Below are 25,305 nucleotides of genomic sequence, written 5' to 3'. Positions count from 1 at the left end.
CAAACGGGAGGAAACACCATGAAGGTTGTCTACAAGGCGCTCGCAGCGCTGGCCCTGACGGCGCTCGCGACGACGGCCTCAGCGCAGCAATATCCGGAGAAGCCGATCCGCCTCGTCATTCCGTTCCCGCCCGGCGGCGGCACGGACGTCGTCGCGCGCGTCATCGCCCAGAAGCTCGGCGAAAGCACGGGCTGGACGCTGGTCGCAGACAACAAGCCGGGCAGCGGCGGCAGCGTCGGCCTGAGCCTCGCCGGCAAGGCGGCTCCGGACGGCTACACCATCGTCCTCGCGCAGAACGCCAACCTCGTCATCAACCCGATCCTCGGCAAGGCCAATTACGACCCGATCAAGGATTTCGCGCCGATCGGTCTCGTCGCCTCCGCGCCGCAGGTCCTCGTCGTCGCCAAGGATTCGCCGATCAAGACCGTCGAAGACCTGATCGCCGCCGCGAAAGCCAAGGACGGCAAACTGACCTTCGCCTCCCCCGGCGTCGGGACCAGCTCGCATCTGGCCGGCGAACTCATCCAGCAGATCGCGGGCGTCAAGTTCCGCCACGTTCCCTACAAGGGCGCGGCCCAGGCCCTGCCGGACCTGCTCGGCGGCCGCGTCGAGATCTACATCTCCTCGGTCCCCTCGGCGATGGTGCAGATCAAGGAAGGCGTGTTGCGCCCGATCGCGGTCTTCGCGACCAAGCGCGATGCCGACCTGCCGGATGTCCCGACCTTCGAGGAGAAGGGCCTGAAGAATTCCGAGGCCGTGACCTGGTGGGGCCTGGCGGCGCCGGCGGGTGTGCCAGCGCCGGTCGTCGCGCGCATCAATACCGAACTCAACAAGGCGCTCCAGCAGCCCGACACCAAGGCCAAGCTGCGCTCGGCCGGCGCCGAGGCGCTCGGCGGCAGCAGCGAGGAGTTCGGCGCGCTGATCAAGTCCGACATGCCGAAATGGACAGCGGTCATCAAGGCGGCCGACGTGAAGGTCGCCGACTGAGCCGATGACGCTGGCCGGGAGACCGCGCTTGAAGGCGGCGGCCTCCCGGCACGACCCATGCCCATCCTGAAAGCCTGTGTCCCGGCGGCGCCCAAGTTGCGCCGCCCGGCATCACGTCGGATATCGGCCATGAAAACCAGCATCTTCAAGAACCAGGACGCGCTTGCCGGCCTGCTGTTCATGGGGCTCGGCGCGCTCGGCTTCGCGATCGCGCTCGGCTACAAGTTCGGCACCACGATCGACATGGGGCCGGGCTATTTCCCGCGCATCCTCAGCCTCGTCCTGATCGGCTTCGGCATCGTCACCTTCATCAAGGGGCTGCGCACCTGCATGCCGGTCGAAGGTGGTTGGGCCTGGCTGCCGCTCCTCCTGCTGAGCGCCTCGCTCCTGCTTTTCGGCTTCCTGCTCGAACGTGTCGGCCTCGTGCCGGCGCTCGCCGCCCTGTTCTTCGTCTCGGCCCGTGCCGGCCATGAGTTCAAGGCGCTGGAAGTGCTCGTCCTTACGGCCGTGATGGCCGTCTTCGCCGCCGCCGTCTTCGTCTGGGGGCTGAAGCTGCCCTACAGTCTGTTCGCCTGGAATTTCTGAGCCATGGAGATCATCGATCACTTCGTGCTCGGCTTCGGCGTCGCCCTGTCGCTGCAAAACCTGGCCTATTGCTTCCTCGGCGTGCTGCTCGGCACCCTGATCGGCGTGCTGCCGGGTGTCGGCCCGCTGGTGACGATCTCGATGCTGCTGCCGATCACCTTCGGCCTGCCGCCGGTCTCGGCCGTCATCATGCTCTCAGGCATCTATTACGGCGCGCAATATGGCGGCTCGACCACGGCGATCCTGGTCAACCTGCCGGGCGAGACCTCGTCGGCCGTCACCTGCCTCGACGGCTACCAGATGGCGCGCCGTGGCCGGGCCGGCGCCGCGCTCGCGATCGCCGCCCTCTCCTCCTTCGTCGCCGGCTGCATCGGCACGCTCTTGATCGTCGCGCTCGGCGTGCCGCTCGCCTCCTGGGCCTTGCGCTTCGGCGCCGAGGACTACTTCGCCCTGATGGTGCTCGGCCTGATCGCGGCCTCGGTGCTGAGCCATGGCGACATGGTCAAGGCGCTCGCCATGGTCGTGGTCGGCCTGTTGATCGGCCTCGTCGGCACCGACGTGAACTCCGGCATCGAGCGCTACACTTTCGGCCTGCCCGAGCTTGCCGACGGCATCGGCTTCACCGTGCTCGCCGTCGGCATGTTCGCGATCTCCGAGGTCGTCCTCAACCTGGAGCAGAAGGAGGCGCGCGAAGTCTTCACGAAAAACGTCGGCGGTCTGATGCCGCGCTGGAGCGACCTGAAGGCCTCGTTCCTGCCGACCTTGCGCGGCACCGCCATCGGCGCCTTCTTCGGCATCCTGCCCGGCACCGGTCCGTCGATCTCCTCCTTCTCCGCCTATATGCTCGAGAAGAAGCTGGCGAAGGACCCCTCCCGCTTCGGCCAGGGAGCCGTCGAGGGCGTCGCCGCGCCGGAAGCCGCCAACAACGCGGCAGCGCAGACCGCCTTCATCCCGACCCTGACGCTGGGCATCCCCGGCAGCGCCACCATGGCGCTGATCCTCGGCGCGTTGATCATGAACGGTGTCCAGCCCGGCCCGACCGTGATGGCGCGCAATCCGGAGCTGTTCTGGGGCGTCATCGCCAGCATGTTCATCGGCAATGCCCTGCTCGTCGCACTGAACCTGCCGCTCGTCGGCCTCTGGGTGCGGCTGCTCAGCATTCCCTATCGCTGGCTGTTCCCATCGATCGTGATGTTCTGCGCGCTCGGCAATTACAGCCTGAACAACAGCGCGATCGACGTCTATCTCTGCGCCGCGATCGGCGTGCTCGGCTATGTCTTGGCCAAGCTGAAATGCCCGCCTGCGCCGCTGGTGCTGGGCTATGTGCTCGGCCCGATGATGGAAGAGAACATCCGCCGGGCGCTGCTCCTCTCGGAAGGCGATCTCTCGATCTTCGTGAAGAGCCCGATCAGCCTGACCTTCCTCACCCTCTCGCTGCTGCTGCTCGTCAGCATGGCCCTGCCCGCCATCCGCCGCGGCAAGGCCCGCGTCGATCAGGAGGAGGCCGGCGCGACCTGAGCGCGCCGGCACGACCCGCCCCTCGCAAAACCCTCATCTCCCTGCCGCTGCACCGTCCGGTTCGCCGCGCCAGCCAGCCATGACAACCAAGGACGTCCCATGATCGGATTTCGCATCCTCAAGCGCCGCCGCCAGGTCGAGGCCGAGCTCGTCCAGCGCTTCCGCACGGTCCCGGTCGCCAATGTCAGCGATTCCATGTCGCGCATGACGGCGGGCGGGGCCTCGCTGCGGCCGCTGCATCGCGGCGGCGTGATGGCGGGTCCCGCGCTCACGGTGAAGACGCGGCCGGGCGACAACCTGATGATCCACAAGGCGCTCGATCTCGCCGTGCCCGGCGACGTCGTCGTCGTCGACGGCGGCGGCGACCTCACCAATGCACTGATCGGCGAATTGATGATCGCCCATGCCCGCACGCGCGGCATCGCCGGCATCGTGCTCTACGGCGCCGTGCGCGATTGCGCCTGGATTCGTGAGAACGATCTGCCGATCTATGCCGCCGGCATCAGCCATCGCGGCCCCTACAAGGACGGTCCCGGCGAGATCAACCTCCCGATCGCGATCGAGGGCATGGTGATCGAGCCCGGCGACCTCGTCATCGGCGACGATGACGGCATTCTCTGCGTGCCCTTCGATCAGGCCGAGGCGATCTATGCCGCCGCGCACAAGAAGCACGCGATGGAGGAGAAGAAGATGCAGGCGATCCTGGAAGGCCGGGACGATCGCAGCTGGATCGACGCCACGCTGACGCGGCTCGGCTGCGCCATCGAGACCTGACCGTACCCGTACCGCCGAAGCGGCGCGCTGCTGAATCCACAGGGTACGGCAAGCCCGCCAACCAGCGGGCTTTACTCGATGGCGGTGCCACCAGGCCGCTCTCCGCCTTCGGCTCGGCTTGCCAGCCGATCCGAAGGATGGGAACGCGAATCAGTCCAGCGCCGCCGAGCGCCAGGAACACTCGAAATTAACGCCAAAGATTCAATTAACATATTGAATATTATACAAAATTGGCGCGCTTGCCGCGCTCGAATCCTCAGCTATGCTGGAGCAAGGCAAAACTTTGGGAGGGGTTATGCTGTTCTGGTCGATGATCATCTGGCTGGCTTGCGCCGCCATCTTTCTCGAGCTGGTCGAGCGCGCTCCGGCCATCGACAACTAGAGCTTCCTTGAGACTTGGGGATAGGCGGCACACCCGTCACGCGCACCGGTGCGACGGGCCGGCAGCGGTCGTCCCCGCCCCGGCCCGCTAGCATTCAGGACGCCCCGGCTGCCGCGAAGGCCTGCCCGACGATGCGGCGCGCATCCTCCTGGATCGCGGCGAGATGCGCCTCGTCCCGGAAGCTCTCCGCATAGATCTTGTAGACCTCCTCGGTGCCCGACGGACGCGCCGCGAACCAGCCGTCTGCCGCGGTCACCTTGACGCCGCCGATCGCGGCGCCATTGCCCGGGGCGTTGCTCAGGATCGCCGTGATCGGCTGGCCCGCGAGTTCCTTCGTCGCGATCTGCTCGGCCGACAGGCTCTTGAGAACGGCCTTCTGGCTCGCGCTCGCCGGCGCATCGACGCGCGCATAGTGGGGCTCGCCCAGCTCCGCGGTCAGCTTGCTGTAGAGCACGCCGGGGTCGCTGCCGGTCTTCGCCGTGATCTCGGCGGCGAGCAGGCCGAGGATGATGCCGTCCTTGTCGGTGGTCCAGGCCGAGCCGTCCATGCGCAGGAAGGAGGCGCCGGCGCTCTCCTCGCCGGCAAAGCCGAAGCCGCCCGAGATCAGCCCGTCGACAAACCATTTGAAGCCGACGGGAACCTCGACGAGGCGCCTCCCGAGCTTGGCCGCGACGCGGTCGATGATCGCGCTCGACACCGCCGTCTTGCCGATCGCCGCATCCGCCCGCCAGCCCGGCCGGTTGGCGAAGAGATAGGCGCTCGCCGCCGCGAGGTAATGGTTCGGATTCATCAGCCCGCTGCTGCGCGTCACGATGCCGTGCCGGTCGGCATCGGTATCGTTGGCGAAGGCGATGTCGAAGCGGTCGCGCATGCCGATCAGGCTCGCCATCGCATAGGGCGAGGAGCAATCCATCCTGATCTTGCCGTCCCAGTCGGCCGTCATGAAGCCGAAGGCCGGATCGACCTCCTTGCTGACGATCCTCGCGTTCAGCCCGTAGCGGTCGATGATCGGCTGGTAGTAGTCGAGCCCCGCCCCGCCGAGCGGATCGATGCCGATCACGACACCGGCCTGCCGGATCGCCTCCATGTCCACGACGCTGGCGAGGTCCGAGACATAGCCGGTGATGTAGTCGTGCCGGTGGACATGCTCGCTCTTCAGCGCCTTGTCGTAGGGCATGCGCAGGATGCCGGCGAGCTTCTCGACGAGGAAGGCGTTGGCGCGTTTCTCGACCCAGCCGGTTGCATCGGTATCGGCCGGTCCGCCATGCGGGGGATTGTATTTCAGGCCGCCATCGGCCGGCGGGTTGTGCGAGGGCGAGATCACGACGCCGTCGGCGAGCCCGGCGGTCCGGCCCCGGTTATGCGTGATGATGGCATGCGAGATCACCGGAGTCGGCGTGAAGCCGAGCTTCTCGTCGATGATCGTCGCGACGCCATTCGCGGCGAAGACCTCCAGCACCGTCTCGAAGGCATTGCGTGAAAGCGCATGGCTATCGATGCCGAGGAAGAGCGGCCCGTCGATCCCCTGCTCGCGGCGATAGAGGCAGATCGCCTGGGCGATGGCGAGGATATGCGCCTCGTTGAAAGAGCGCAGCAGCGCCGAACCGCGATGGCCGGAGGTGCCGAAGGCGACTTGCTGCGAACGCTGTGAGGGATCGGGCTGCTCGTAATAGGCTTTCGTGAGGGCCGCTACGTCGACGAGTTGGCCGGGCTCGAGCCGCTTGCCGGCCAGGGGACTCACGGAATCGCTCATGTAGGCTCTCGTTCTAGGCACGTCAGGATGCGACATCTCTTATAGACGCCCGCATGAACAGAGTTGCAACGGAATGCGACAGGTTCGCGGCACGCCGCAGCCGGGGATTCCCGACGTCGCATCGTCACTACCCTTGCGGAACCGCTTTTTTTCTCGCGCATGTCGCAAAGGCGGGCTAGTACGCGCCCCTGCGCTATCGTCTCGCGCGACAGGAGTTACCGATGAAGATCGTGATGGTAGGCTCTGGCTATGTCGGGCTTGTCTCGGGCGCCTGCTTTGCGGATTTCGGGCACGAGGTGGTCTGCGTCGACAAGGTCGAGAGCAAGGTGGCGGCGCTGCAGCGCGGCGAGATCCCGATCTTCGAGCCCGGCCTGTCGGAGCTGGTGCGGACGAATGCGGCGGCAGGCCGCCTGTCCTTCACCACCGATCTGGCCGGGCCGGTGGCGGAGGCCGATGCGGTCTTCATCGCGGTCGGCACGCCCTCGCGCCGCGGCGACGGCTTCGCCGACCTGTCCTATGTCTATGCCGCGACCCGCGAGATCGCCGGGGCGATCCGCGGCTATACCGTAATCGTGACCAAGTCGACGGTTCCGGTCGGCACCGGCGACGAGGTCGAGCGCATCATCCGCGAGCTCAGGCCCGATGCCGAGTTCGCCGTGGTCTCCAATCCCGAGTTCCTGCGCGAGGGCGCGGCGATCGAGGATTTCAAGCGGCCGGACCGCATCGTCGTCGGCACCGATGACGAGCGGGCGCGGACCGTGATGGCCGATATCTACCGGCCGCTCTATCTCAACAACGCGCCGATCCTGAACACCGGCCGGCGCACGGCGGAATTGACCAAATACGCGGCCAACGCCTTCCTGGCGACGAAGATCACCTTCATCAACGAGATCGCCGATCTCTGCGAGCAGGTCGGCGCCAATGTCCAGGACGTCGCGCGCGGCATGGGGCTCGACAACCGCATCGGCGGCAAGTTCCTGCATGCCGGGCCGGGCTATGGCGGCTCCTGCTTCCCGAAGGATACGCTGGCCCTGATCAAGACGGCGCAGGATTACGGCACGCCTTCGCGCATCGTCGAGACGGTCGCGGCGGTGAACGACCAGCGCAAGCGGGCGATGGGGCGCAAGGTGATCGCGGCCTGCGGCGGCTCGGTCCGGGGCAAGACGATCGCCGTGCTCGGCCTGACCTTCAAGCCGAACACCGACGACATGCGCGACGCGCCCTCGATTTCGGTGATCACGGCGCTGATGGATGGCGGCGCCACGATCCGCGCCTATGACCCGGAGGGGATGGAACAGGCGAAGGCGGTGCTGCCGACCGGCGTGACCTATTGCGGCGACGCCTATGAATGCGTCGCGGGCGCCGACGCCGCGGTCATCGTGACCGAGTGGAACATCTTCCGGGCGCTCGATCTCGACCGCGTCAAGGCCGCCATGGCCGCCCCCGTCCTCGTCGACCTCCGCAATGTCTACCGCGCCGAGCAGGTCAGGGCCAAGGGCTTCTCCTATGCCGATGTCGGAAGGGGCCTCGCCCCGCTGGAGGGCAAGGAAGCCGAGACGGCAGCCTGAGCTAAGGCGCGCGATCAGCCCCGACGAAAGCGCGTTTTTATACCGCCCCCTTGTCATTCCGGGGCTTCGCGATAGCGAAGAACCCGGAACCCACGACCGGGTGAGCGGCCTGCAACCGAACACCAGAAGTCCCACCCAGTCGTGGGTTCCGGGTTCGCGCCTGCGGCGCGCCCCGGAATGACAATGGGGAGCGCGAATTCGATGCGTTCAAGCTCTAGCCCGCCGCGCGCTCCTTCGCCGCCCTCTCCTGCATCAACGCCCGCTCCCGCGCGTTCTGCGTCAGCGCGACCGCGCTCTCGAAGGCTTCGGCCGCCTCCCGATGGCGGCCGAGCTTGGCGAGCAGATCGCCGCGCACGCCCGGCAACAGGTGATAGCGCTTCAGCGCCGGCTCGCCGGCAAGGGCCTCGACCACAGCGAGCCCTGCTTCCGGCCCCTCCGCCATGCTGACCGCCACCGCACGGTTGAGTTCGACGATCGGCGACGGCGTCACCCGCCCGAGCACGGTGTAGAGCGCGACGATCCGCTTCCAGTCGGTCTCGTCGGCCGTGCGGGCGCGGGCGTGACAGGCGGCCAGCGCCGCCTGCAGCAGATAGGGCCCGGGCGCCGCTCCGGCGAGCCGCTGTGCTCGTTCGAGCGCCGCAAGCCCGCGCCCGATCAGCAGCCGGTCCCAGCGGGCGCGGTTCTGGTCGAGCAGCAGGATCGGCTCGCCATCGGCACCGACGCGGGCCCGCAGCCGCGAGGCCTGCAATTCCATCAGCGCCACGAGGCCATGGACCTCGGGCTCGTCAGGCGCCCGCGCCGCCAGGATGCGCCCAAGCCGCAGCGCCTCCTCGCACAGGCCCGGCCTGACCCAGTCCTCGCCGGCAGTGGCTGAATACCCCTCGTTGAAGATCAGGTAGACGACCTCCAGCACCGAAGCGAGCCGCGCGCCAAGCTCCGCGCCGGCAGGCACCTCATAGGGCACCTTGGCCTCGCTGAGCGTCTTCTTGGCGCGCACGATGCGCTGCGCCATCGTCGGCTCCGGCACGAGGAAGGCGCGCGCGATCTCGTCGGTCGTCAGGCCGCCGAGCAGGCGCAGCGTCAGCGCGATCCGCGCCTCCTTGGGCAGGACAGGATGGCAGGCGGTGAAGATCAGGCGCAGCAGGTCGTCACCGACCTCGTCGTCGAGCGCCTCGTCGATATCCGGCATCGCCGGCCCTTCGCTGTCGATGTCGCGGCCGATCTCGTCCTGCTTGCGCCGGGCCATGATCTCATGGCGGGCGGCATCGGCAGCGCGATGCTTGGCGACCTGCATCAGCCAGGCCGCCGGATTGCGCGGAACGCCCTCTTCGGGCCATTGCTTCAGCGCCGCGACGAGCGCGTCCTGAGCCAGTTCCTCGGCCCGGCCGACATCGCGGGTCAGGCGCGCGAGCCCGGCGATCAGCTTGGGCGACTCCATGCGCCAGACCGTCTCGATGGTGCGGTGTGCATCGCTGCCCGACATAGGAAGCGATACACACCATCAGCCCATCGGCTGGCAAGAGAGCCCGAGCTGCATTCCGGCTCTGGGCTTGCCGGATTCTGACGGAACCAAGCCGTCAGGGATCGGCAGACCGCCCTGTCACTCAGTCCTGACCGCCGACCTCGGCCTTCAGGCGGTCCCATTGCGCCGAGGTCTCCGGCGTGACGATCTCGCCGAAATCGGCCAGCTCGAACAGCGGCCGGATCTCGATCTCGGACGGGCCGGGCATCGGGTTGGGGCAGCGCTTGACCCAGGCGATAGCTTCATCGAGCGAGGCGCATTCCCAGAGCCAGTAACCGGCGACCAGCTCCTTGGTCTCGGCGAAGGGCCCATCGACGACCGCGCGCTTGGCGCCGTCGAACTGGACGCGCGCGCCCTTCGAGCTGGGCTGAAGGCCGTCGCCGCCCTTCATGATGCCGGCTTTCACCAGCTCCTCGTTATAGGCCATCATCGCCTCGAGCAGCTCCTGGGTCGGCGGCGCGCCGGCTTCGCTGTCCTGGGTTGCCTTGACCATCACCATGAAACGCATCGGTCTTCTCCTTTGAAGGACGGGGGCTCAGCCTGCACCGTCGGTTTTGTTGGGTTTGGAATGTCGGGCCAGCTCAGCCGGCGCGCTTCTCGAATTCAGCGCGGAGGTTTTCCTTCCGTTCGCGCCGCTCCGGCGTCACCATCTCGCCGAACTCTTCCATCTCAAAGACAGGCCTGAGCTCGATCTCGGTGTTGCCGTCGAAGGGCGCGCGCTTCAGCCATTCGACCGCTTCGTCGAAGGACTTCACCTGCCAGAGCCAGAAGCCGGCCAGCAGCTCCTTGGTTTCGGCGAAGGGGCCGTCGGTGATCGCCCGCTCGTTGCCCGAGAAGCGCATGCGGATTCCCTTCGATGTCGGGTGCAGGCCTTCCGCAGCCAGCAGGATGCCGGCCTTGATCAGCTCTTCGTTATAGACACCCATCTTCGCGAAGACGTCCGGGTCCGGCATCACACCGGCTTCGCTGTCCTTGCTGGCCTTGACCAGAACCATCACGCGCATCGGTCTTCTCCTTGGGTTTGGGAGAACCGGGCGGCTCCGGCGAAAGCCGCCGAAACCCGTTCTCTGACTGGACGTCGAACGGGCGCGGACGGAATCGACAACGCCGGGAATCTATTTTTCGTTTTTTTTGCGGAGCCGCCCGCGCGCTCGTCCAGAGCTGAACGCGGGCAGCGCCGATCCGGTTCAGGCGCTGCGCGGCAGCGCCTCCAGGAAGCGCGCCGGCTCGCCCTGCGAGGGGGTCGTCAATTCGCCCTCCCACATCACCTTGAGGCCACGCACGAAGGTGCCAACCGGCCAGCCGGTAACGGTGACGCCGTCATAGGGCGTCCAGCCGCATTTCGAGGCGCTCCACTCCTTGGTGATCGTCTCGCGGCGCTTGAGATCGACGATGGTGAAGTCCGCATCGTAGCCGACCGCGATCCGGCCCTTGCCCTCCAGCCCGAAGATGCGCTGCGGCCCGGCGCTGCTGAGATCGACGAAGCGCTCCAGCGTCAGCCTGCCGGCATTCACATGGTCGAGCATGATCGGCACCAGCGTCTGCACGCCCGGCATGCCTGAATGGCTCGCCGGATAGGGATGGTGCTTCTCCTCATGGGTATGCGGCGCGTGGTCCGAGCCGAGCACGTCGACGATGCCCTGCTCGACACCCCACCAGATGCGCTGGCGATGGCTGTCGTCGCGGATCGGCGGGTTCATCTGGGCATAGGTGCCGAGCCGCTCGTAGCAATCCGGCGCGACCAGCGTCAGATGGTTCGGCAGAACCTCGACGGTGGCGACATCCTTATGGTCCTTGAGGAAGACCATCTCCTCGCCGGTCGAGATGTGCAGGATGTGGACGCGTGCGCCGGTCTCGCGCGCGATCCGCACCAGCCGCTTGGTGCAGGTCAGCGCCACCTCGGGCGAACGCCAGACCGGATGGCTCGACGGATCGCCCTCGACACGCAGCGGCATGCGCTCGCGCAGCATCATCTCGTCTTCGGAATGGAAGGCGGCGCGCCGACGCGTGCGCTTCAGGATCTCGGCGACGCCCCTGTCGTCCTCGACCAGCAGGTCGCCGGTGGAGGAGCCCATGAACACCTTGATGCCGGCGGCGCCCGGCAGACGCTCCAGCTCGGGCACGTCATTGGCGTTCTCATGCGTGCCACCGACCCAGAAGGCAAAGTCGCAATGCATGCGATGGCGCCCGCGCCTGACCTTGTCGGCCAGTGCTTCCGGCGTCACCGTCTGCGGGATCGTGTTCGGCATCTCGAAGACGCAGGTCACGCCGCCGAGCGCGGCCGAGCGCGAGCCGCTCTCCAGGTCTTCCTTGTGATCGAGGCCGGGTTCGCGGAAATGCACCTGGCTGTCGATCACGCCGGGCAGGATATGAAGGCCGGTGCAATCGACGACCTCGCCGGCCGAGGCCTGCGAGAGATCGCCCAGCGCCATGATCTTGCCGCCGGTGATGCCGACATCGCGCGCGACGCGGCCGTCCTGGTTCACCACCGTGCCGCCCTTGAGGATCACGTCGTAGGTCTGGGGCATGGCTGTCTCCGGGAGGTTGAGCAAAGACTGGATGCAGCCTACCTATCGGGCAACGCGCCAGGCCGGAAGCCCAAACAGTTTTCGGGTGGCGCCATCATCCCCATTCGGCTGACGAGCCTCGGCCCGACATCAGAACTGGAACGGCTGCCCATGCCCGCCACAAGATTGATCGATCGCGGCGTCATCCGCGTCAGCGGCGACGACGCGCGCGACTTCCTGCAGAATCTCGTGACCAACGATCTCGATCCGGTCGAGCCCGGACAGGCCGGCTACGGCGCGCTGCTGACGCCACAAGGCAAGATGATCTGCGATTTCTTCATCCTCGCGCTGGCGCCGGTGGATGGCGGCGGCTTCCTGCTCGACACGCCCCTGCTCCAGACCGCCGACCTGATGAAACGCCTGAAGCTCTACAAGCTGCGCGCCAAGGTGGCGCTCGAAGACCTCACCGAGAAGAGCGCGGTCATCGCATCGGCGGATGGCACCCCGCTCCCGGAGGATGCCGGCTTCGTCTATGACGATCCGCGCCTGCCGGCGCTCGGACAGCGCGCTATCACCGATGCCGACAGCGTCGAAACCCTCGTCACGGCCGAGCCGGAAACCTACCACGCTCACCGCATCGCGCTCGGCATCCCCGCGGGCGGGCGCGACTTCGCCTATGGCGACACCTTCCCGCACGAAGCCTTGCTCGACCAGCTCGGCGGCGTCTCCTTCAAGAAGGGCTGCTATATCGGGCAGGAGGTCGTCTCCCGCATGCAGCATCGCGGCACGGCCCGCACCCGCGTCGTGCCGATCGTCTTCGACGAGGGCATCGCGGCCGAGACCGGCGCCGAGGCCACGGCCGCCGGCAAGCCGCTCGGCAGCATCGGCTCGGGCGCCAACGGCCGGGCGCTCGCGATGCTCCGGCTCGACCGGCTCGCCGATGCCCTCGCCGCAGGGCAAGCGCCGCTCGGCGGCGGACTCGCCTTCCATCTCGCGGAGAAGCCAGGCTTCATCCGCTTCCCCTTCCCCGGCGAAGCTGGCTTCGGAGCCACCGCAGGAGTTGCCCTGTGAGCGAGGCTATCATCGTCAGCGAGGAACGCATCGCCATCCAGGGCGCGGACGGCAAGTTCCGCTGCCGCTGGCCGGGCACCGAGCCGCTCTACCTTGCCTATCACGACACCGAATGGGGCGTGCCGGAATACGATTCCCGCGCGCTTTGGGAGAAGCTGATCCTCGACGGCTTCCAGGCTGGCCTGTCCTGGATCACCATCCTGAGGAAGCGCGACGCCTTCCGCGCCGGCTTCGCCGATTTCGAGCCGGAGACGGTCGCCCGCTTCACCGAGGCCGATGTGCAGCGCCTGCTCGCCGACCCCGGCATCATCCGCCATCGCGGCAAGATCGAGGGCACGATCAGGAGCGCGCAGGCCTATCTCAGGATCAGCGAGCGCGAGCCCTTCGCCGATTTCCTCTGGAAGCATCTCGACGGCCGCGTGCTGCAGAACAGCTACCGGACGCAGGGCGAGGTGCCGACGCAGACCAAGCTGTCGGAGGCGGTCTCCAAAGAACTGAAGAAGGCCGGCTTCACCTTCTGCGGCCCGACCATCGTCTATGCCTTCATGGAGGCCTGCGGGCTGGTCAACGACCACCTGACCGGCTGCTTCCGCTGGAGCGAATGCGCCGCGCTCGCCCGCGATTCCCGTCCCGCCGCCTGATGGCCCGCAAGCCCGCCCCGCCGCGCGCCTGGCAGCGCATGCTCTCGGGCCGCCGGCTCGACCTGCTCGATCCTTCGCCACTCGACATCGAGATCGAAGACATCGCCCATGGCCTTGCCCGCGTCGCCCGTTGGAACGGGCAGACGCGCGGCGCGCATTCCTTCTCGGTCGCGCAGCACTCCCTGCTGGTCGAGGCGATCGCCGCCCATCTCAATCCGGACTGGAGCCAGGGCTGGCGCCTGATGGCGCTGCTGCACGACGCGCCCGAATACGTCATCGGCGACATGATCTCGCCGTTCAAGGTGGTGATGGGCGACGCCTACAAGAGCGTGGAACTGCGCCTGCTCACGGCAATCCATCTGCGCTTCGGCCTGCCGCCAGCAACGCCTGCGGCTTTGAAGAAGAAGATCAAGGAGGCCGACACCATCGCCGCCTTCTTCGAGGCGACGCGCCTCGCCGGCTTCGACCGCGAGGAAGCCCTGAAATTCTTCGGCCGGCCCCAGGCGTTGCCGGCCGAAGTCCTGGCCTGGCTCGATCCGCTCGACACCGAGGCGGCGCAGGCGCGCTTCGTGGCGCGCTACGCCGGACTCGGCGGGGGTGGGGTTACTGCGTCAGGCGCACCGCGCTGATCTCGGCGGCGATCGCCTTGAAGATCGGGCTGAGCTGCGCGGCGTTCTGCACGTCGTAATACATCTCCGGCCGGGTGGCGCAGTTCCTCAACAGGTCCGCATCGCCGTCGATAACGCGGATCGTGTAGAGATTGATCCCGTCCGCCTTGATGTTCGTGCAGGCCTTCTTCGTGCGGTCATCGATGTCGCTGCCGGTCGCCGTGAACCAGTTCTCGGTGTTGTCGCCGTCGGTCAGCAGAATCATGTGCTTCTTGAGCTGAGGCTCGGTCTTGGGCTTGGCGGTCGTGAACGGAGTCTCCGGCGTCAGCGTCGCCCAGCCCCAGGCGGCGCCGATCGTGACGTTCGTGTTGCCGGCCGGGGTCATCGTGTCGATATGCGCGTTCAGTGCATCCCAGTCGCTGGTCAGCGGCATGATCTGCGCCAGCGAGGTCTGGCTGCACCAGAATGCTCGATATTGCTGAGCGCTTGTCACATACGCCCCCCCATCCTTGACATCATAATCCTGATCGCGATCGGAGATGCAGCCTTGATTGGCAGTCGACCAAATAGATTTAGTAAAAGTCTTATACTTGCACGATCCACTCGAATCACAAGTTAGATTACTCGTATCATACACAGTAATATTTGTACCAGTTACTCTATATCTATAATTACCCCAACTGTCTTTTGTACGAGTAACATTGCGTGTCGGCGTATAACTAAGCCACGACTCATCTTTAAAACTACGATCAATCTTGACCTGCGTATTGAACGGCACGATCGAGATCTTGATCTGCTCGGCGTCGATCGCAGCGTCCTTCATGATCTTGATCAGATCCTTGGAGGCCTGCTTCAGCGCCGTCATCTTGCCGGAAGAGGACATCGAACCCGTGTTGTCGAGCACGAGCGCGAGTTCGATCTTGTTGGTTCCCCAGGTCGAGTGGCTGTTGGTGCTCACGGGGATATTGCTCATGCCGAGCACGCTGGAGATCGTCGTGGGCACATTGGCGTCCGCATCGATCTTGATCGTCCGTGCCGTGCGGTCGATCGTCACCGTGGTGTTGCCGAGCTGGCTCTTCACGTCCGGAGGCAGATTATCGCGGATCCAGGCGTTGGCGCGGGTCCGGATCTGACCATCGGTCAGCTTCTGGGCGTCACGTGCCGCCATCAGCGCCGCGGAATCGATCGCCGAACTGAGCGCTTGCCGGGCATTGCTGGCGCGCGAGTAATCGATCGCGACTCCCACGACTCCCATCAGCGGAACGAGCACGAGCCCGAACAGCATCAGGAAGTTGCCGCGCTCATCCCGGTGGAAGCGCCCGATCATCTCAGGCAGAGAGCCGATCTTCATCATGTGCCTCGTCCAGGGCCAAATTGCCGCATTCGACCCTGAAAGCGTTGGCGGCCGGAGCTTACGAATTGCTGAAACCGATTTGTTGAAGTCGGACCTATCTGCACATTTTGAATCGAAACGCGCTGCCGTTACGTGATTTAGCGTTCATCATCGATGAAAATACAATCAAAGATTGTATTTTCCAACTCCTGCCCGGAAATGAAATTATTGCCACTAGAGAACAAGTGATCGTCATTTTTTCCTGATTTTGCAAAACGTGCTTTCGCGGAATGATGGCCCTAACCTGATCGGAGGACCACCATGTCGGACATCCCCACCCTCACCGCGCCGGCCGGCGTCGTCGTCAAGGGCGCCCTGCAACCCGGCTTCGAGCAGATCCTCACCACGGAAGCTCTCGCCTTCGTCGCCGACCTGCATCGCCGCTTCAACGAGACGCGCAAGCGCCTGCTCGCGCTCAGGGCCGAGCGCCAGAAGCGTTTCGATGCCGGCGAGACGCCGGACTTCCTGGCCGAGACCAAGCATATCCGCGAGGGCGACTGGACCGTCGCGCCGATCCCGGCCGACCTTCTCGACCGCCGCGTCGAGATCACCGGCCCGGTCGACCGCAAGATGATCGTCAACGCGCTGAATTCCGGTGCCAAGGTCTTCATGGCCGATTTCGAGGACGCCTCCTCGCCGGTCTGGGCCAACATGGTCGAAGGCCAGATCAATCTCCGCGACCGCTGGGCCAACAGGATCGACTTCACCGATCCGACGAACGGCAAGGACTACAAGCTCAAGGCCAAGCCGGCCGTCCTGATCATCCGCCCGCGCGGCTGGCACCTGCCAGAGCGCCATATCGAGATCGACGGCGAGGAAGCCTCGGGCTCCCTGGTCGATTTCGGCCTTTATGTCTTCCATAACGCCAAGGCGGCGCTGGCCGCCGGCTCAGGCCCCTATTTCTACCTGCCGAAGCTGGAGAGCCATCTCGAAGCGCGGCTCTGGAACGACGTCTTCGTCGCCGCCCAGTCGGCGCTCGGCCTCAAGAACGGCACGATCAAGGCGACCGTCCTGATCGAGACCCTGCCCGCCGCCTTCGAGATGGACGAGATCCTCTACGAACTGCGCGAGCACATGGCCGGCCTGAACTGCGGCCGCTGGGACTACATCTTCTCCTTCATCAAGAAGCTCGCCCGCAACAAGGCCTATGTCCTGCCGGACCGTTCGCAGGTCGTGATGTCCAAGGCCTTCTTGCGCGCCTATTCGCTGCTGCTGATCAAGACCTGCCACAAGCGCGGCGCCTTCGCGATGGGCGGCATGGCGGCGCAGATCCCGGTCAAGAACAACCCGGAGGCCAATGCCGCCGCCTTCGCCAAGGTCAAGGCCGACAAGGAGCGCGAGGCCGGCGACGGCCATGATGGCACCTGGGTCGCGCACCCGGACCTCGTCCCGGTCGCGATGGAGGTCTTCGACCGGCTGATGCCGCAGGCCAACCAGCTCGGCAAGAAGCGCGACGACGTCTCGATCGGTGCGAAGGACCTGCTGGAAGTCCATCAGGGCACGCGCACCGAGGAAGGCTTCCGCGAGAACATCCGCGTCGGCGTCCAGTATATCGAGGCCTGGCTGCGTGGCCGCGGTGCGGTGCCGATCTACAACATGATGGAGGATGCCGCGACCGCCGAGATCAGCCGCGCCCAGATCTGGCAGTTCTGCCAGTATGGCGTCGCTCTCGAAGGCGGGATCAAGGCCGATGCCGCCCTGTTCAAGCGCTGCCTGTCGGAAGAGATGGAGCGCGTGAAGGGCGAACTCGGCGCGGAGAACTATGCCAAGGGCCGCTTCCCGGAGGCGATCGCTCTGTTCGAGACGCTGTCGCTGGCGCCGAACTTCGAGGACTTCCTCACCGTGCCGGCCTACGCCAAGCTGAGCTGAGTTCGGTTCGGCTCGCATCAATACCCAAAGGGCGCCGCGGCACCGCGGCGCCCCTTTTTGTTCGCGTTGATCAAGTCTGATGCCACCAGACGCGCGCGCCGATGATAATGGCGAGCAGAACGACCGACCCGAACAGATGCAGCAGGTCGGCCTTCCAGCCGCCCGCCGATGTCCGGGGGACGGATCGGTAGATCGCTTCCCGGCGGCGGCGATGAGCGCCGATCGTGGTCATTGAAACCTCCATCCGGTTGAAGGGATACGCTGCGGGTTCAGGCGGGGCGGGCCGTGATCGTCACGCCGCTGCGCGTCGCCATGCCGACCAGCGGATGCGGCAGGTCCTCGATGGCGTCGCAAAGCAGCGGCACGCATTCCGGGCGCGGCGGCGCGAGCGGCGCGCGGCAGGCGGCGCCGACCTCCGGATGCAGCATCGACAGCGCGAGCTTGATCAGGACGGGATCGGGCTCGCGCGCCAGCAGGTCGAGCAACGGAACAAGCCGCCGCTGCAGGATCTGCGCCTGCCCGTAGAATTCGGACCGCGCCGCGCTGTCCAGCCGCGCCAGCCAATGCGGCGCGAGATTGCCGACGCTGGTGATCGCCCCGCAGCCGCCAGCCAGCAGATAGGCGGGAATCGTTTCAGCCGCGCCGGTCAGGCGCATGAAACGGCGGTCGCGCATACGGGCGATCCGGTCGCAGCGGGCGAGATCGCCCCGCCGCTCCAGGATGCCGACGATGTTCGGCGCCCCTTCCAGCATCTGCAGCGTCTCCAGCGCGATCTCGACGCCGCAGCGATCAGGGTCGTTGTCGAGGATGATCTCGAGGCTTGTCGCCTGCGCCGCCGCCAGGGCATGGGCGGCGAGGCCGGCCTGCGTCGGACGATTGTAATAGGGCATGCGCAGCAGCAGGGCCGAGGCGCCGGCCTTCTCGGCCGCAATGGTCTCGGAGACCGTCCCGGCCGTCGAATAGCTGCCGACGGCGGCGATCACCGGATAATGCCGGCCGGCGATACGGCGGGCGGCGGCGCAGAGCGCCTCCCGCTCCGCGCCGCTCAGCGTCGGGCTCTCGCCCGTCGCTGTGCCGACCACGATGCCGTCCGCGCCCTGCGCGATCTGCCAGAGAATGAGGCGTTCCAACGCGCCATAGTCGATCGCGTCCTCGTCGAAGGGCGTGACCAGCGCGGTGAACATGCCGTGAAGCCAGTGATTCATGGCCTGGCCTCAGAGCAGCGAGAGCGTCTTGGCGGTCACCCGGACCGCACGCGCCCGGTGCCCGGTCTCGAAGACGGCATAGCGCAGCGCGGCGCCGCGATCGCAGAACATGCCGCCGCCCCGGCCATGCGTCTCGACGGCCAGCCAGTGGCCTTCCGCGTCGCGCCCGACCAGGAATTGGAGCGGGCCGCCGAAGGATTTGCGAGGGATACTGAACATCATCCTGTTTCCCGAACGGTCTCCGAGGACCGCGGGGACAAGCTAGGGACGCCGCCATAGGGGTTCGAGACGAGGCAAGAGGCGCTATCATCAAGATTCCATAGGGATTGCGCTGCCGCGCTTTGACATCGACTAGCCGGGCGCGCTCAATCCGCGCCCCTCCTTCCGGATTCGCCCGATGCGGTACCGCCTCCTCGCCACGCTCATCGCAACCAGCCTGCTGGGTGCCTCCTTCGCGGAGGCGACGACGCTCGCACCGGAACAGCGCTTCAGGACGCTCGGGGATTTCTCCGCCAAGAAGGCGGGCAAGCCGGCGCGCGATGTCAGCGGTCTCGCCTGCATGCCGGCGGCCAACGGCGTCCAGCGCTGCCTCTTGATCAATGACGAGGGCTCCTTCGCGCAATTCGCCCGCATCGCCGAAAACCGGATCACCCCGGATGCGACCTTGGCCGTCATCGGGAGTGAGGCCTCATCCGATACGCTCGGCCAGGCACCGCAGGGCATTTGCAAGATGCCCGGCCGCTTCGCCGAGCTCGACGGCGAGGCTGTCGCCTATGCCGATAGCGCCTTCTACGTCTCGGGCTCACATGGCTGCTCGCGCAAGAAGGGCGAGTTCCGCCTCTCCGCCTTCCACCTCGCCCGGATCAAGGTCGATGCCGAAGGCACCGCCACCGGCAAGGTTGAATTGACCTATCGCCTGAGCGACATGCTGCGCGCCGCCGGTCCGGCCGCCCCCTTCTTCGGCCGGGGCCTGATGGACGACAACGGCCTGAACATCGAAGGCATCGCGGTCATCGGCGACACGCTCTGGGTTGGCCTGCGCGCACCCTCGCTCGGCAATCGCGGCTTCCTCGTCGGCGCCTCGCTCAAGGCCCTGTTCGCGCCGGGCCACGCGCCGGCGACGGAAGCGCCACGGGTCTTCGAATTGCCGGCCGGCAATAATCGCGGCATCCGCGACCTCGCACCCCTGCCCGACGGCCGCCTCCTCGCTCTGCTCGGCCCGGCACAGGAACAGGCCCTGCCCTATTCCCTGATGCTGATCGACCCTGCGAGGCCCGATGCCGCCACGACGCTCGGCGATCTCCCGGGGCGCGGCGGCGACAAGGCGGAATCCCTGACCGTCCTGGCGCAGGACCCCAAGGGCCTCGCCGTCCTCGTCGGCTATGACGGCCCGAAGAATGGACATTTCGAATCCTACCGTCTGCCGCTGGAACCGCGCTGACCCCATGGATTTCCGCAACGCTCTCACCCACGCCGTCGAGCGCTACCGCGCCGAAATCGCCGGCTCGCACGAGCATCTCGCCCTGCTGCGCTGGCAGATGGCCGAGGGTCATGCGCTCGACCGGCGCGACACCTTTCCCGGCCATCTCACCACCAGCGCCTTCGTGCTCTCGCCCGACCATGCGCAGGTGCTGCTGATCGACCATGTCGTTATCGGGCGCTGGCTCCAGCCCGGCGGCCATTGGAAGGAAGCCGACCAGTTCCATCTCTCGGCGGCGCGCGAGGCGATCGAGGAAACCGGCGTGCAGGGCCTTAGCCTCCATCCCTGGCATCAAGGCGGCGACCTGCCCTTCACCATCGACAGCCATGACGTGCCCGGCAAGCCATCCCGTGGCGAGCCGGCCCATATCCATCACGACCTGCAATATCTCTTCCTCGCCGATCCGGCCCTGCCGCTCATCGCACAGGTCGAGGAGGTGCATGCCGCCGTCTGGAAGCCGATTGCCGCGCTGACCGGGATCGCCCCGCGCGCCCTGGAAAGGCTGTCCAACCTGCCGAAACCCTGACCGTTGCGGCGCAACAACATCGGGGACGGATTGCGGAAACCACTATGGCTCTTTTATCGCGGCAGGATCGGGCTCGCGACATGGTCCGCTCGAGGTTGAAATACTTATTGCAATTGATTTGCATTAGCGTATCAATCCGAGACCTCCCCGGAGCGCACCTATGTCTTCGAAAGCCATCGCCCTCGCCCTGTTCGCCGCGGCCCTCTCGGCCCCGGCCATCGCCGCCGACCTCTCGTCCCGCAAGACGGCCTCCGCCCCGCCCCCCGTCGCATTCGCCTGCATGGAAAGCGAGGGCATCCCCACCGACGCCTTCGGCTTCACCACCGGCTCCGATGTAGCCGATACCGGCGCCTTCGGAACCAGCCTGACCTATGGTGGCGCCTTCGGCACGCGCGGCGGCAGCTCGAACGGCCATGGCCTGCCCCTGCAGGGCTCCTACGGTCTCTTCCCCTGCTTCGAGATCGGCCCCTATTTGCTGGGCAATATCACCAGCGCCTCGGCTGGCGGCGTCAGTGCCGACTCACGCGCCTTCGGCGCCGGCGTCGAGATGAAGTACAAGCTGCTCGGCCGCGACATGCACGGCCTCGGCCTGACCCTGGTCATCGACCCCAGCCTGAACCGCGCCGATCCGGACGGCGCCGGCCGCTTCACCACCTACAACACCGGCATCCGCCTCTTCGCTGACAAGGCGCTGATCCCGAACACGCTCTATGCCGCATTGAACGTGTCGCACGACCTGACCTGGACCGGCCCCTCGCCCTATCAGCGCTCCTCGACCTTCACTCTCGCCGGCTCGCTCGCCTGGCAGGTCAGGGACGGCCTCTATCTCAGCGGGGAGGTGCGCCACATGCGCGCCCATAACGAGCTCGGCTTCGGCAAGGAGGCGGGCTACGCCACCTTCGCCGGCCCCGGCATCTTCTGGCAGGCGACGAAGCAGCTTGCCCTCTCCGCTGCCTACAACATCCAGGTCTCTGGCAAGGCCAAGGGCGAGCCCGGCAATCTCGACCTCACCAATTTCAGCCAGCATCTCGTCAAGGTGAAGCTCGGCTACAGCTTCTGAACCTCTTCTGACGGCGCATCGATGGAAGGGCGGCGGCTGTAAAGCTGCCGCCCTTTTTGTTTCGGCGCGCCTTGCGCGTTGACATACTCCCCCTCAGTACCATAGCGTCGCGGCAACCGGAGCCTCGGTGCCCATGCCTCACACACCCGAAGAGAAGAAGCGCGCCGTCACGCGGCTGCGCCGGATCAGGGGACAGACCGACGCCCTGATCGCCGCCGTCGAGCGCGGCGAGGAATGCGGCGCCCTGCTCCAGCAGCTCGCAGCCTTGCGCGGCGCGGCGACGGGATTGATGGCCGAGGTACTGGAAAGCCATCTGCGCGAGACCATGGCCCGCCCAGCCGAAGCGGCGCAGGCCGCAACCACCGACAACGACGAGATCGCCGCGATCATGCGGGTCATCCGCCCCTATCTGAAATGAACGCTCGAAAAGAAGGAAACACCCGATGAAGACCCGCGCCGCCGTCGCCTGGGAAGCCGGCAAGCCCCTCACCATCGAGACCATCGAGATCGGCGGCCCCAAGGCCGGCGAGGTCCTCGTCGAGGTCATGGCGACCGGCATCTGCCACACCGACGCCTACACGCTCTCCGGCCTGGATTCGGAGGGCAAATTCCCCGCGATCCTCGGCCATGAGGGCGCCGGCATCGTGCGCGAGGTCGGCGCCGGCGTGACCTCGCTGAAGCCCGGCGACCACGTCATCCCGCTCTACACGCCCGAATGCCGCAGCTGTAAGTCCTGCCTGTCGCGCCGGACCAATCTCTGCACCTCGATCCGCGCCACCCAGGGCCAGGGCGTGATGCCGGACGGCACCTCGCGCTTCTCCTGCGACGGCGGCGAGGTCTTCCACTACATGGGCTGCTCGACCTTCGCAAACTTCACCGTCCTGCCCGAGATCGCGCTCGCCAAGGTTCGCGAGGACGCCCCCTTCGACAAGATCTGCTATATCGGCTGCGGGGTGACCACCGGCATCGGCGCTGTCATCTACACGGCCAAGGTCTGGCCGGGCGCGAATGTCGTGGTCTTCGGCCTTGGCGGCATCGGCCTCAACGTCATCCAGGGTGCCCGCATGGTCGGCGCCGACAAGATCATCGGCGTCGACATCAACCCGGCCAAGCGCGCCATGGCCGAGAAGTTCGGCATGACCGATTTCATCAACCCGGCCGAGATCGGCAACGACAAGGTCGTGCAGGCGATCGTCGACCTGACCGGCGGCGGCGCCGATTTCTCCTTCGACGCGACCGGCAACACCAATGTGATGCGCCAAGCGCTGGAATGCTGCCATCGCGGCTGGGGCGAGTCGATCATCATCGGCGTCGCCGAGGCCGGCAAGGAGATCGCGACCCGGCCGTTCCAGCTCGTCACCGGCCGCGTCTGGAAGGGCACCGCCTTCGGCGGCGCGCGCGGTCGCACCGACGTGCCGAAGATCGTCGACTGGTACATGGAGGGCAAGATCAACATCGACGACCTGATCACCCACAAGCTCTCGCTCGACGAGATCAATACCGGCTTCGACCTGATGCACGAGGGCAAGTCGATCCGCTCGGTCGTGGTTTACTGAGGCGCCGCTTTCCCGCCTCATGAATGAGGCACCACCTTTGTCATTCCGGGGCGGACGAAGGCCGAACCCGGAACCCACGACAGGGTGAAACGCTTGAACAAGCCGACCGGGCAAGGGCTCGCCCGGTCGTGGGTTCCGGGTTCTTCGCTTCGCGAAGCCCCGGAATGACAAGCGTGCGCCGCAAGAAAGGATCGCCCCATGGAACTGCTCTCCTCCTCGAAGGCCTTCGGCGGCTCGCAGCGTGTCTACCGGCATGACAGCGCGGCTTGCGCCTGCCCGATGACCTTCGCGATCTACCTGCCGCACCAGATCGAGGACGGGCCGGTTCCGCTGCTCTGGTATCTCTCGGGCCTGACCTGCACGCACCAGAACGTCATGGACAAGGGCGAGTATCGCGCCGCCGCCGCCGCCAACGGCATCGCCATCATCTGCCCGGATACGAGCCCGCGCGGCGAAGGCGTGCCCGACGAGCCGGAGAACTGGCAGTTCGGCGGAGGCGCCGGCTTCTATCTCGACGCGACCGAGGCCCCCTATGCGAAGAACTACCGCATGGAGACCTATATTCGCGACGAATTGCCGGAGCTGATCAGCCGGCATTTCCCGGTCGACATAAACCGGCAGGGCATCTTCGGCCATTCCATGGGCGGCCATGGCGCGATCACGCTCGCCCTGAAGAATCCCGACCGCTACCGCTCCGTTTCCGCCTTCGCGCCGATCGCCCAGCCCTCGACCGCCGGCTGGTCACGCCCGGCCTTCGAGAAATATCTGGGCCCGGACGAGACCAAATGGCGCGCCTATGACTCGACCCTGCTGATCGCCGATGGTCACCGCGTCCGCGACCTGCTGGTCGACCAGGGCACGGCCGACGGCTTCCTCGAAGAGGGCCTGCGCCCGCAGCTTCTCGACATCGCCTGCGCCGCCGCCGGCATCCCGCTCCAGCTGACGATGCGCGACGGCTACGACCACTCCTACAACTTCATCTCGACCTTCATGGCCCAGCACATCGCTTGGCACGCGGAGCGCCTGACGGCCTAGAGCATTTTCGAGCGAAGTGGACGCCGGTTCGCGTAAAGAAAATGCAACAAAACAAGGACCTGGAGCCATTCAGCGATTCGGAGAATTGCGGAATGGCTCTAGCGCAGCGACTGCGGGACCGGCCATCGACCGGCGGCGGATACGTCGCCGGCGTGCGGGAGGTTCCTTCGCTTCAGCATGGTCGTGACGCAGGCATCGGAGAGACCCGGCGCCAATCGTCGTTCAGTCCCCGGTAAGGTTAGCTTTTAGGGTTAAGTGACATTTAAGAAATCGCTGCCATGGTCCTTCCCGTTGGTAACACGCGCGGGCTGCGTTCTCTGCGCCGCGCAAACGCGAAGGACACTGCCATGGGCAGCCTGAAAACTCTCGCGCTGGCGGGCGGCCTGGCCCTCGGCGTCTCCGCCGCAGCGCAGGCCGCGGATCTCGCTTACGCACCGCCTCCCCCGCCTCCGGAGCCGCTCGGCCTCAAGGGCACGATCTCGAGCGGCATCTATCTGCGCGGCGACATCGGCGTCGGCGTCCAAAGCGTCGGCAAGTACCAGCAGGATGACGTTGCCCAGTTCGGCGGCAGCTTCTTCGGCAAGACAGACAACGCCGCCTTCTTCGGTGGCCTCGGTATCGGCTACCGCTTCAACAACTGGCTGCGCTTCGATGTCACCGGCGAATATCGTGGCGCCGGCCAGATCGGGGTGAGCGACATCGTCTTCAACCCGTTCAACAACGGCAACCAGACCAACACCTACAAGGGCAACCTGACCTCGCTGGTCACGCTGTTCAACGGCTATTTCGACCTCGGCACCTGGAACTGCCTGACGCCCTATATCGGCGCCGGCATCGGCTTCTCGCAGAACCGCATCAGCGGGCTGACCGATCAGGGGGCCCTCACCGGCAACTTCAATGGCGCGACGCTGGGCTATGCCAATAGCGGCAGCAAGACCGATCTCGCCTGGGCCCTGATGGCCGGCGTCGGCTACGAGGTGAACAAGAACCTCACCCTCGAAGTCGGCTACCGCTACCTGAACCTCGGCGACGCCCAGTCGGGCCGCCTGGTCAACGCCTTCACCGGCCAGATCCAGGCGCCGCTCAAGGCCAAGGACATCGAGAGCCACGATTTCCGCATCGGCATGCGCTGGAACTTCGGCGACCCGAACTGCTGCGGCACGCCGGAGCCGGTCGCCTACGCTCCGCCGCCGGTGGTACGCAAGTACTGATCCGAAACATCAGACGAGGATACGAAACGGCGCGTGATCTCCCCGCGCCGTTTT

At 66.2% G+C, this 25,305-nt stretch carries 25 protein-coding genes; 16 read left to right on the top strand and 9 right to left on the bottom strand.

Features of this window, described 5'->3' with window-relative positions; genetic code table 11:
- The first annotated feature begins 18 nt into the window (after window positions 1-18).
- The 4 genes from AC6RIC_RS07845 to AC6RIC_RS07830 all read left to right on the top strand — a co-directional run bounded on the left by AC6RIC_RS07845 (window position 19) and on the right by AC6RIC_RS07830 (window position 3,864).
- Window positions 19-987 carry a Bug family tripartite tricarboxylate transporter substrate binding protein gene (locus AC6RIC_RS07845; RefSeq protein ID WP_499735736.1) on the top strand — a complete coding sequence of 323 codons (969 nt, stop codon included), beginning with the start codon at window positions 19-21 and terminating at the stop codon, window positions 985-987.
- Between the two features lie 129 nt (window positions 988-1,116).
- Window positions 1,117-1,572 (top strand): tripartite tricarboxylate transporter TctB family protein, encoded by a 456-nt coding sequence (locus AC6RIC_RS07840; protein ID WP_298920133.1) that lies wholly within the window; start codon window positions 1,117-1,119, stop codon window positions 1,570-1,572.
- 3 nt (window positions 1,573-1,575) lie between these two features.
- Window positions 1,576-3,090 carry a tripartite tricarboxylate transporter permease gene (locus AC6RIC_RS07835; RefSeq protein ID WP_499735735.1) on the top strand — a complete coding sequence of 505 codons (1,515 nt, stop codon included), beginning with the start codon at window positions 1,576-1,578 and terminating at the stop codon, window positions 3,088-3,090.
- A 99-nt stretch (window positions 3,091-3,189) separates the two neighbouring features.
- Complete coding sequence (locus AC6RIC_RS07830; protein WP_499735734.1) at window positions 3,190-3,864, top strand: RraA family protein; 675 nt, start codon at window positions 3,190-3,192, stop codon at window positions 3,862-3,864.
- Window positions 3,865-4,340: 476 nt separating this feature from the next.
- Here AC6RIC_RS07830 and pgm read toward each other — a convergent pair whose 3' ends face one another.
- Window positions 4,341-5,999: a phosphoglucomutase (alpha-D-glucose-1,6-bisphosphate-dependent) gene (gene pgm, locus AC6RIC_RS07825; protein ID WP_499735733.1), complete on the bottom strand. Its 1,659-nt coding sequence runs from the start codon at window positions 5,997-5,999 to the stop codon at window positions 4,341-4,343.
- A gap of 221 nt (window positions 6,000-6,220) precedes the next feature.
- Here pgm and AC6RIC_RS07820 point away from each other — a divergent pair, with 221 nt between their 5' ends.
- The gene (locus tag AC6RIC_RS07820; RefSeq protein ID WP_499735732.1) at window positions 6,221-7,567 is read left to right on the top strand and encodes a UDP-glucose dehydrogenase family protein; all 1,347 of its coding nucleotides are present in this window, start codon (window positions 6,221-6,223) and stop codon (window positions 7,565-7,567) included.
- Window positions 7,568-7,781: 214 nt separating this feature from the next.
- On the opposite strand, the gene AC6RIC_RS07815 is transcribed toward AC6RIC_RS07820, so the two are convergent.
- The 4 genes from AC6RIC_RS07815 to AC6RIC_RS07800 form a co-directional block, all read right to left on the bottom strand.
- Window positions 7,782-9,050, bottom strand: coding sequence for an RNA polymerase sigma factor (locus AC6RIC_RS07815; protein WP_499735731.1), 1,269 nt, complete (start codon window positions 9,048-9,050; stop codon window positions 7,782-7,784).
- A 121-nt stretch (window positions 9,051-9,171) separates the two neighbouring features.
- Window positions 9,172-9,597, bottom strand: a complete 426-nt coding sequence (locus AC6RIC_RS07810; protein ID WP_454655820.1) for a YciI family protein — start codon at window positions 9,595-9,597, stop codon at window positions 9,172-9,174.
- Window positions 9,598-9,670: 73 nt separating this feature from the next.
- Window positions 9,671-10,093 (bottom strand): YciI family protein, encoded by a 423-nt coding sequence (locus AC6RIC_RS07805; protein ID WP_499735730.1) that lies wholly within the window; start codon window positions 10,091-10,093, stop codon window positions 9,671-9,673.
- 183 nt (window positions 10,094-10,276) lie between these two features.
- Window positions 10,277-11,617 carry a dihydroorotase gene (locus tag AC6RIC_RS07800; RefSeq protein ID WP_499735729.1) on the bottom strand — a complete coding sequence of 447 codons (1,341 nt, stop codon included), beginning with the start codon at window positions 11,615-11,617 and terminating at the stop codon, window positions 10,277-10,279.
- A 150-nt stretch (window positions 11,618-11,767) separates the two neighbouring features.
- Here AC6RIC_RS07800 and ygfZ point away from each other — a divergent pair, with 150 nt between their 5' ends.
- From ygfZ to AC6RIC_RS07785, 3 genes are read left to right on the top strand one after another with little or no spacing between them, the layout of a single operon-like run.
- Window positions 11,768-12,667, top strand: a complete 900-nt coding sequence (ygfZ, locus tag AC6RIC_RS07795; protein WP_499735728.1) for a CAF17-like 4Fe-4S cluster assembly/insertion protein YgfZ — start codon at window positions 11,768-11,770, stop codon at window positions 12,665-12,667.
- A gap of 8 nt (window positions 12,668-12,675) precedes the next feature.
- A complete protein-coding gene (locus AC6RIC_RS07790) occupies window positions 12,676-13,308 on the top strand; it encodes a DNA-3-methyladenine glycosylase I (protein ID WP_499736570.1) in 633 nt (210 codons plus the stop codon).
- Window positions 13,308-13,937, top strand: a complete 630-nt coding sequence (locus AC6RIC_RS07785) for a YfbR-like 5'-deoxynucleotidase (protein ID WP_499735727.1) — start codon at window positions 13,308-13,310, stop codon at window positions 13,935-13,937. The genes AC6RIC_RS07790 and AC6RIC_RS07785 overlap by 1 nt, the downstream gene beginning before the upstream one ends.
- Here the strand turns inward: AC6RIC_RS07785 and AC6RIC_RS07780 are convergent.
- Window positions 13,912-15,270, bottom strand: coding sequence for a TadE/TadG family type IV pilus assembly protein (locus AC6RIC_RS07780; protein WP_499735726.1), 1,359 nt, complete (start codon window positions 15,268-15,270; stop codon window positions 13,912-13,914). The two genes, AC6RIC_RS07785 and AC6RIC_RS07780, sit on opposite strands and share 26 nt — an antisense overlap.
- Before the next feature lie 300 nt (window positions 15,271-15,570).
- Between AC6RIC_RS07780 and aceB the strand changes: the two genes are divergently transcribed.
- A complete protein-coding gene (aceB, locus tag AC6RIC_RS07775) occupies window positions 15,571-17,178 on the top strand; it encodes a malate synthase A (protein ID WP_499735725.1) in 1,608 nt (535 codons plus the stop codon).
- 70 nt (window positions 17,179-17,248) lie between these two features.
- Here the strand turns inward: aceB and AC6RIC_RS07770 are convergent, their stop codons facing one another.
- Genes AC6RIC_RS07770 through AC6RIC_RS07760 form a run of 3 tightly spaced genes read right to left on the bottom strand, consistent with a single transcriptional unit; the run spans window position 17,249 to window position 18,602 of the window.
- A complete protein-coding gene (locus AC6RIC_RS07770) occupies window positions 17,249-17,410 on the bottom strand; it encodes a hypothetical protein (protein WP_454655812.1) in 162 nt (53 codons plus the stop codon).
- Between the two features lie 37 nt (window positions 17,411-17,447).
- Window positions 17,448-18,383: a dihydrodipicolinate synthase family protein gene (locus tag AC6RIC_RS07765; protein ID WP_499735724.1), complete on the bottom strand. Its 936-nt coding sequence runs from the start codon at window positions 18,381-18,383 to the stop codon at window positions 17,448-17,450.
- Window positions 18,384-18,392: 9 nt separating this feature from the next.
- On the bottom strand, window positions 18,393-18,602 hold the full coding sequence (locus AC6RIC_RS07760) for a hypothetical protein (RefSeq protein ID WP_293801186.1): 210 nt from the start codon (window positions 18,600-18,602) through the stop codon (window positions 18,393-18,395).
- Between the two features lie 178 nt (window positions 18,603-18,780).
- Here AC6RIC_RS07760 and AC6RIC_RS07755 point away from each other — a divergent pair, with 178 nt between their 5' ends.
- The 7 genes from AC6RIC_RS07755 to AC6RIC_RS07725 all read left to right on the top strand — a co-directional run bounded on the left by AC6RIC_RS07755 (window position 18,781) and on the right by AC6RIC_RS07725 (window position 25,251).
- Entirely contained in the window at window positions 18,781-19,824 is a 1,044-nt protein-coding gene (locus AC6RIC_RS07755) for a DUF3616 domain-containing protein (protein ID WP_499735723.1), read from the top strand.
- A 4-nt stretch (window positions 19,825-19,828) separates the two neighbouring features.
- Window positions 19,829-20,389, top strand: coding sequence for an NUDIX hydrolase (locus AC6RIC_RS07750; protein ID WP_499735722.1), 561 nt, complete (start codon window positions 19,829-19,831; stop codon window positions 20,387-20,389).
- A gap of 160 nt (window positions 20,390-20,549) precedes the next feature.
- On the top strand, window positions 20,550-21,449 hold the full coding sequence (locus AC6RIC_RS07745; RefSeq protein ID WP_499735721.1) for a DUF6662 family protein: 900 nt from the start codon (window positions 20,550-20,552) through the stop codon (window positions 21,447-21,449).
- A 133-nt stretch (window positions 21,450-21,582) separates the two neighbouring features.
- Window positions 21,583-21,867: a metal-sensing transcriptional repressor gene (locus AC6RIC_RS07740; RefSeq protein ID WP_499735720.1), complete on the top strand. Its 285-nt coding sequence runs from the start codon at window positions 21,583-21,585 to the stop codon at window positions 21,865-21,867.
- Between the two features lie 25 nt (window positions 21,868-21,892).
- Window positions 21,893-23,005: an S-(hydroxymethyl)glutathione dehydrogenase/class III alcohol dehydrogenase gene (locus AC6RIC_RS07735; protein WP_454655806.1), complete on the top strand. Its 1,113-nt coding sequence runs from the start codon at window positions 21,893-21,895 to the stop codon at window positions 23,003-23,005.
- A gap of 198 nt (window positions 23,006-23,203) precedes the next feature.
- A complete protein-coding gene (fghA, locus tag AC6RIC_RS07730) occupies window positions 23,204-24,040 on the top strand; it encodes an S-formylglutathione hydrolase (RefSeq protein WP_499735719.1) in 837 nt (278 codons plus the stop codon).
- Window positions 24,041-24,387: 347 nt separating this feature from the next.
- Window positions 24,388-25,251, top strand: coding sequence for an outer membrane protein (locus AC6RIC_RS07725; RefSeq protein WP_499735718.1), 864 nt, complete (start codon window positions 24,388-24,390; stop codon window positions 25,249-25,251).
- Window positions 25,252-25,305: the final 54 nt, after the last annotated feature.

This window comes from Allobosea sp. TBD101 (genome assembly GCF_059817965.1).
The sequence above is the reverse complement of the archived record's forward strand: the minus strand, read 5'-3'. Positions and strand labels throughout refer to the sequence as shown.

Excerpts from the sequence above, each read along its gene's own strand:
- AC6RIC_RS07820 (WP_499735732.1), top strand. The coding sequence starts at position 6,221 with ATGAAGATCGTGATGGTAGGCTCTGGCTATGTCGGGCTTGTCTCGGGC.
- AC6RIC_RS07750 (WP_499735722.1), top strand. The coding sequence starts at position 19,829 with ATGGATTTCCGCAACGCTCTCACCCACGCCGTCGAGCGCTACCGCGCC.
- AC6RIC_RS07845 (WP_499735736.1), top strand. The coding sequence starts at position 19 with ATGAAGGTTGTCTACAAGGCGCTCGCAGCGCTGGCCCTGACGGCGCTC.
- AC6RIC_RS07755 (WP_499735723.1), top strand. The coding sequence starts at position 18,781 with ATGCGGTACCGCCTCCTCGCCACGCTCATCGCAACCAGCCTGCTGGGT.
- AC6RIC_RS07830 (WP_499735734.1), top strand. The coding sequence starts at position 3,190 with ATGATCGGATTTCGCATCCTCAAGCGCCGCCGCCAGGTCGAGGCCGAG.
- AC6RIC_RS07725 (WP_499735718.1), top strand. The coding sequence starts at position 24,388 with ATGGGCAGCCTGAAAACTCTCGCGCTGGCGGGCGGCCTGGCCCTCGGC.
- aceB (WP_499735725.1), top strand. The coding sequence starts at position 15,571 with ATGTCGGACATCCCCACCCTCACCGCGCCGGCCGGCGTCGTCGTCAAG.
- AC6RIC_RS07780 (WP_499735726.1), bottom strand. The coding sequence starts at position 15,270 with ATGATGAAGATCGGCTCTCTGCCTGAGATGATCGGGCGCTTCCACCGG.
- AC6RIC_RS07805 (WP_499735730.1), bottom strand. The coding sequence starts at position 10,093 with ATGCGCGTGATGGTTCTGGTCAAGGCCAGCAAGGACAGCGAAGCCGGT.
- AC6RIC_RS07800 (WP_499735729.1), bottom strand. The coding sequence starts at position 11,617 with ATGCCCCAGACCTACGACGTGATCCTCAAGGGCGGCACGGTGGTGAAC.
- fghA (WP_499735719.1), top strand. The coding sequence starts at position 23,204 with ATGGAACTGCTCTCCTCCTCGAAGGCCTTCGGCGGCTCGCAGCGTGTC.
- ygfZ (WP_499735728.1), top strand. The coding sequence starts at position 11,768 with ATGCCCGCCACAAGATTGATCGATCGCGGCGTCATCCGCGTCAGCGGC.
- AC6RIC_RS07840 (WP_298920133.1), top strand. The coding sequence starts at position 1,117 with ATGAAAACCAGCATCTTCAAGAACCAGGACGCGCTTGCCGGCCTGCTG.
- AC6RIC_RS07745 (WP_499735721.1), top strand. The coding sequence starts at position 20,550 with ATGTCTTCGAAAGCCATCGCCCTCGCCCTGTTCGCCGCGGCCCTCTCG.
- AC6RIC_RS07770 (WP_454655812.1), bottom strand. The coding sequence starts at position 17,410 with ATGACCACGATCGGCGCTCATCGCCGCCGCCGGGAAGCGATCTACCGA.
- AC6RIC_RS07785 (WP_499735727.1), top strand. The coding sequence starts at position 13,308 with ATGGCCCGCAAGCCCGCCCCGCCGCGCGCCTGGCAGCGCATGCTCTCG.
- AC6RIC_RS07835 (WP_499735735.1), top strand. The coding sequence starts at position 1,576 with ATGGAGATCATCGATCACTTCGTGCTCGGCTTCGGCGTCGCCCTGTCG.
- pgm (WP_499735733.1), bottom strand. The coding sequence starts at position 5,999 with ATGAGCGATTCCGTGAGTCCCCTGGCCGGCAAGCGGCTCGAGCCCGGC.
- AC6RIC_RS07815 (WP_499735731.1), bottom strand. The coding sequence starts at position 9,050 with ATGTCGGGCAGCGATGCACACCGCACCATCGAGACGGTCTGGCGCATG.
- AC6RIC_RS07760 (WP_293801186.1), bottom strand. The coding sequence starts at position 18,602 with ATGTTCAGTATCCCTCGCAAATCCTTCGGCGGCCCGCTCCAATTCCTG.
- AC6RIC_RS07740 (WP_499735720.1), top strand. The coding sequence starts at position 21,583 with ATGCCTCACACACCCGAAGAGAAGAAGCGCGCCGTCACGCGGCTGCGC.
- AC6RIC_RS07765 (WP_499735724.1), bottom strand. The coding sequence starts at position 18,383 with ATGAATCACTGGCTTCACGGCATGTTCACCGCGCTGGTCACGCCCTTC.
- AC6RIC_RS07735 (WP_454655806.1), top strand. The coding sequence starts at position 21,893 with ATGAAGACCCGCGCCGCCGTCGCCTGGGAAGCCGGCAAGCCCCTCACC.
- AC6RIC_RS07810 (WP_454655820.1), bottom strand. The coding sequence starts at position 9,597 with ATGCGTTTCATGGTGATGGTCAAGGCAACCCAGGACAGCGAAGCCGGC.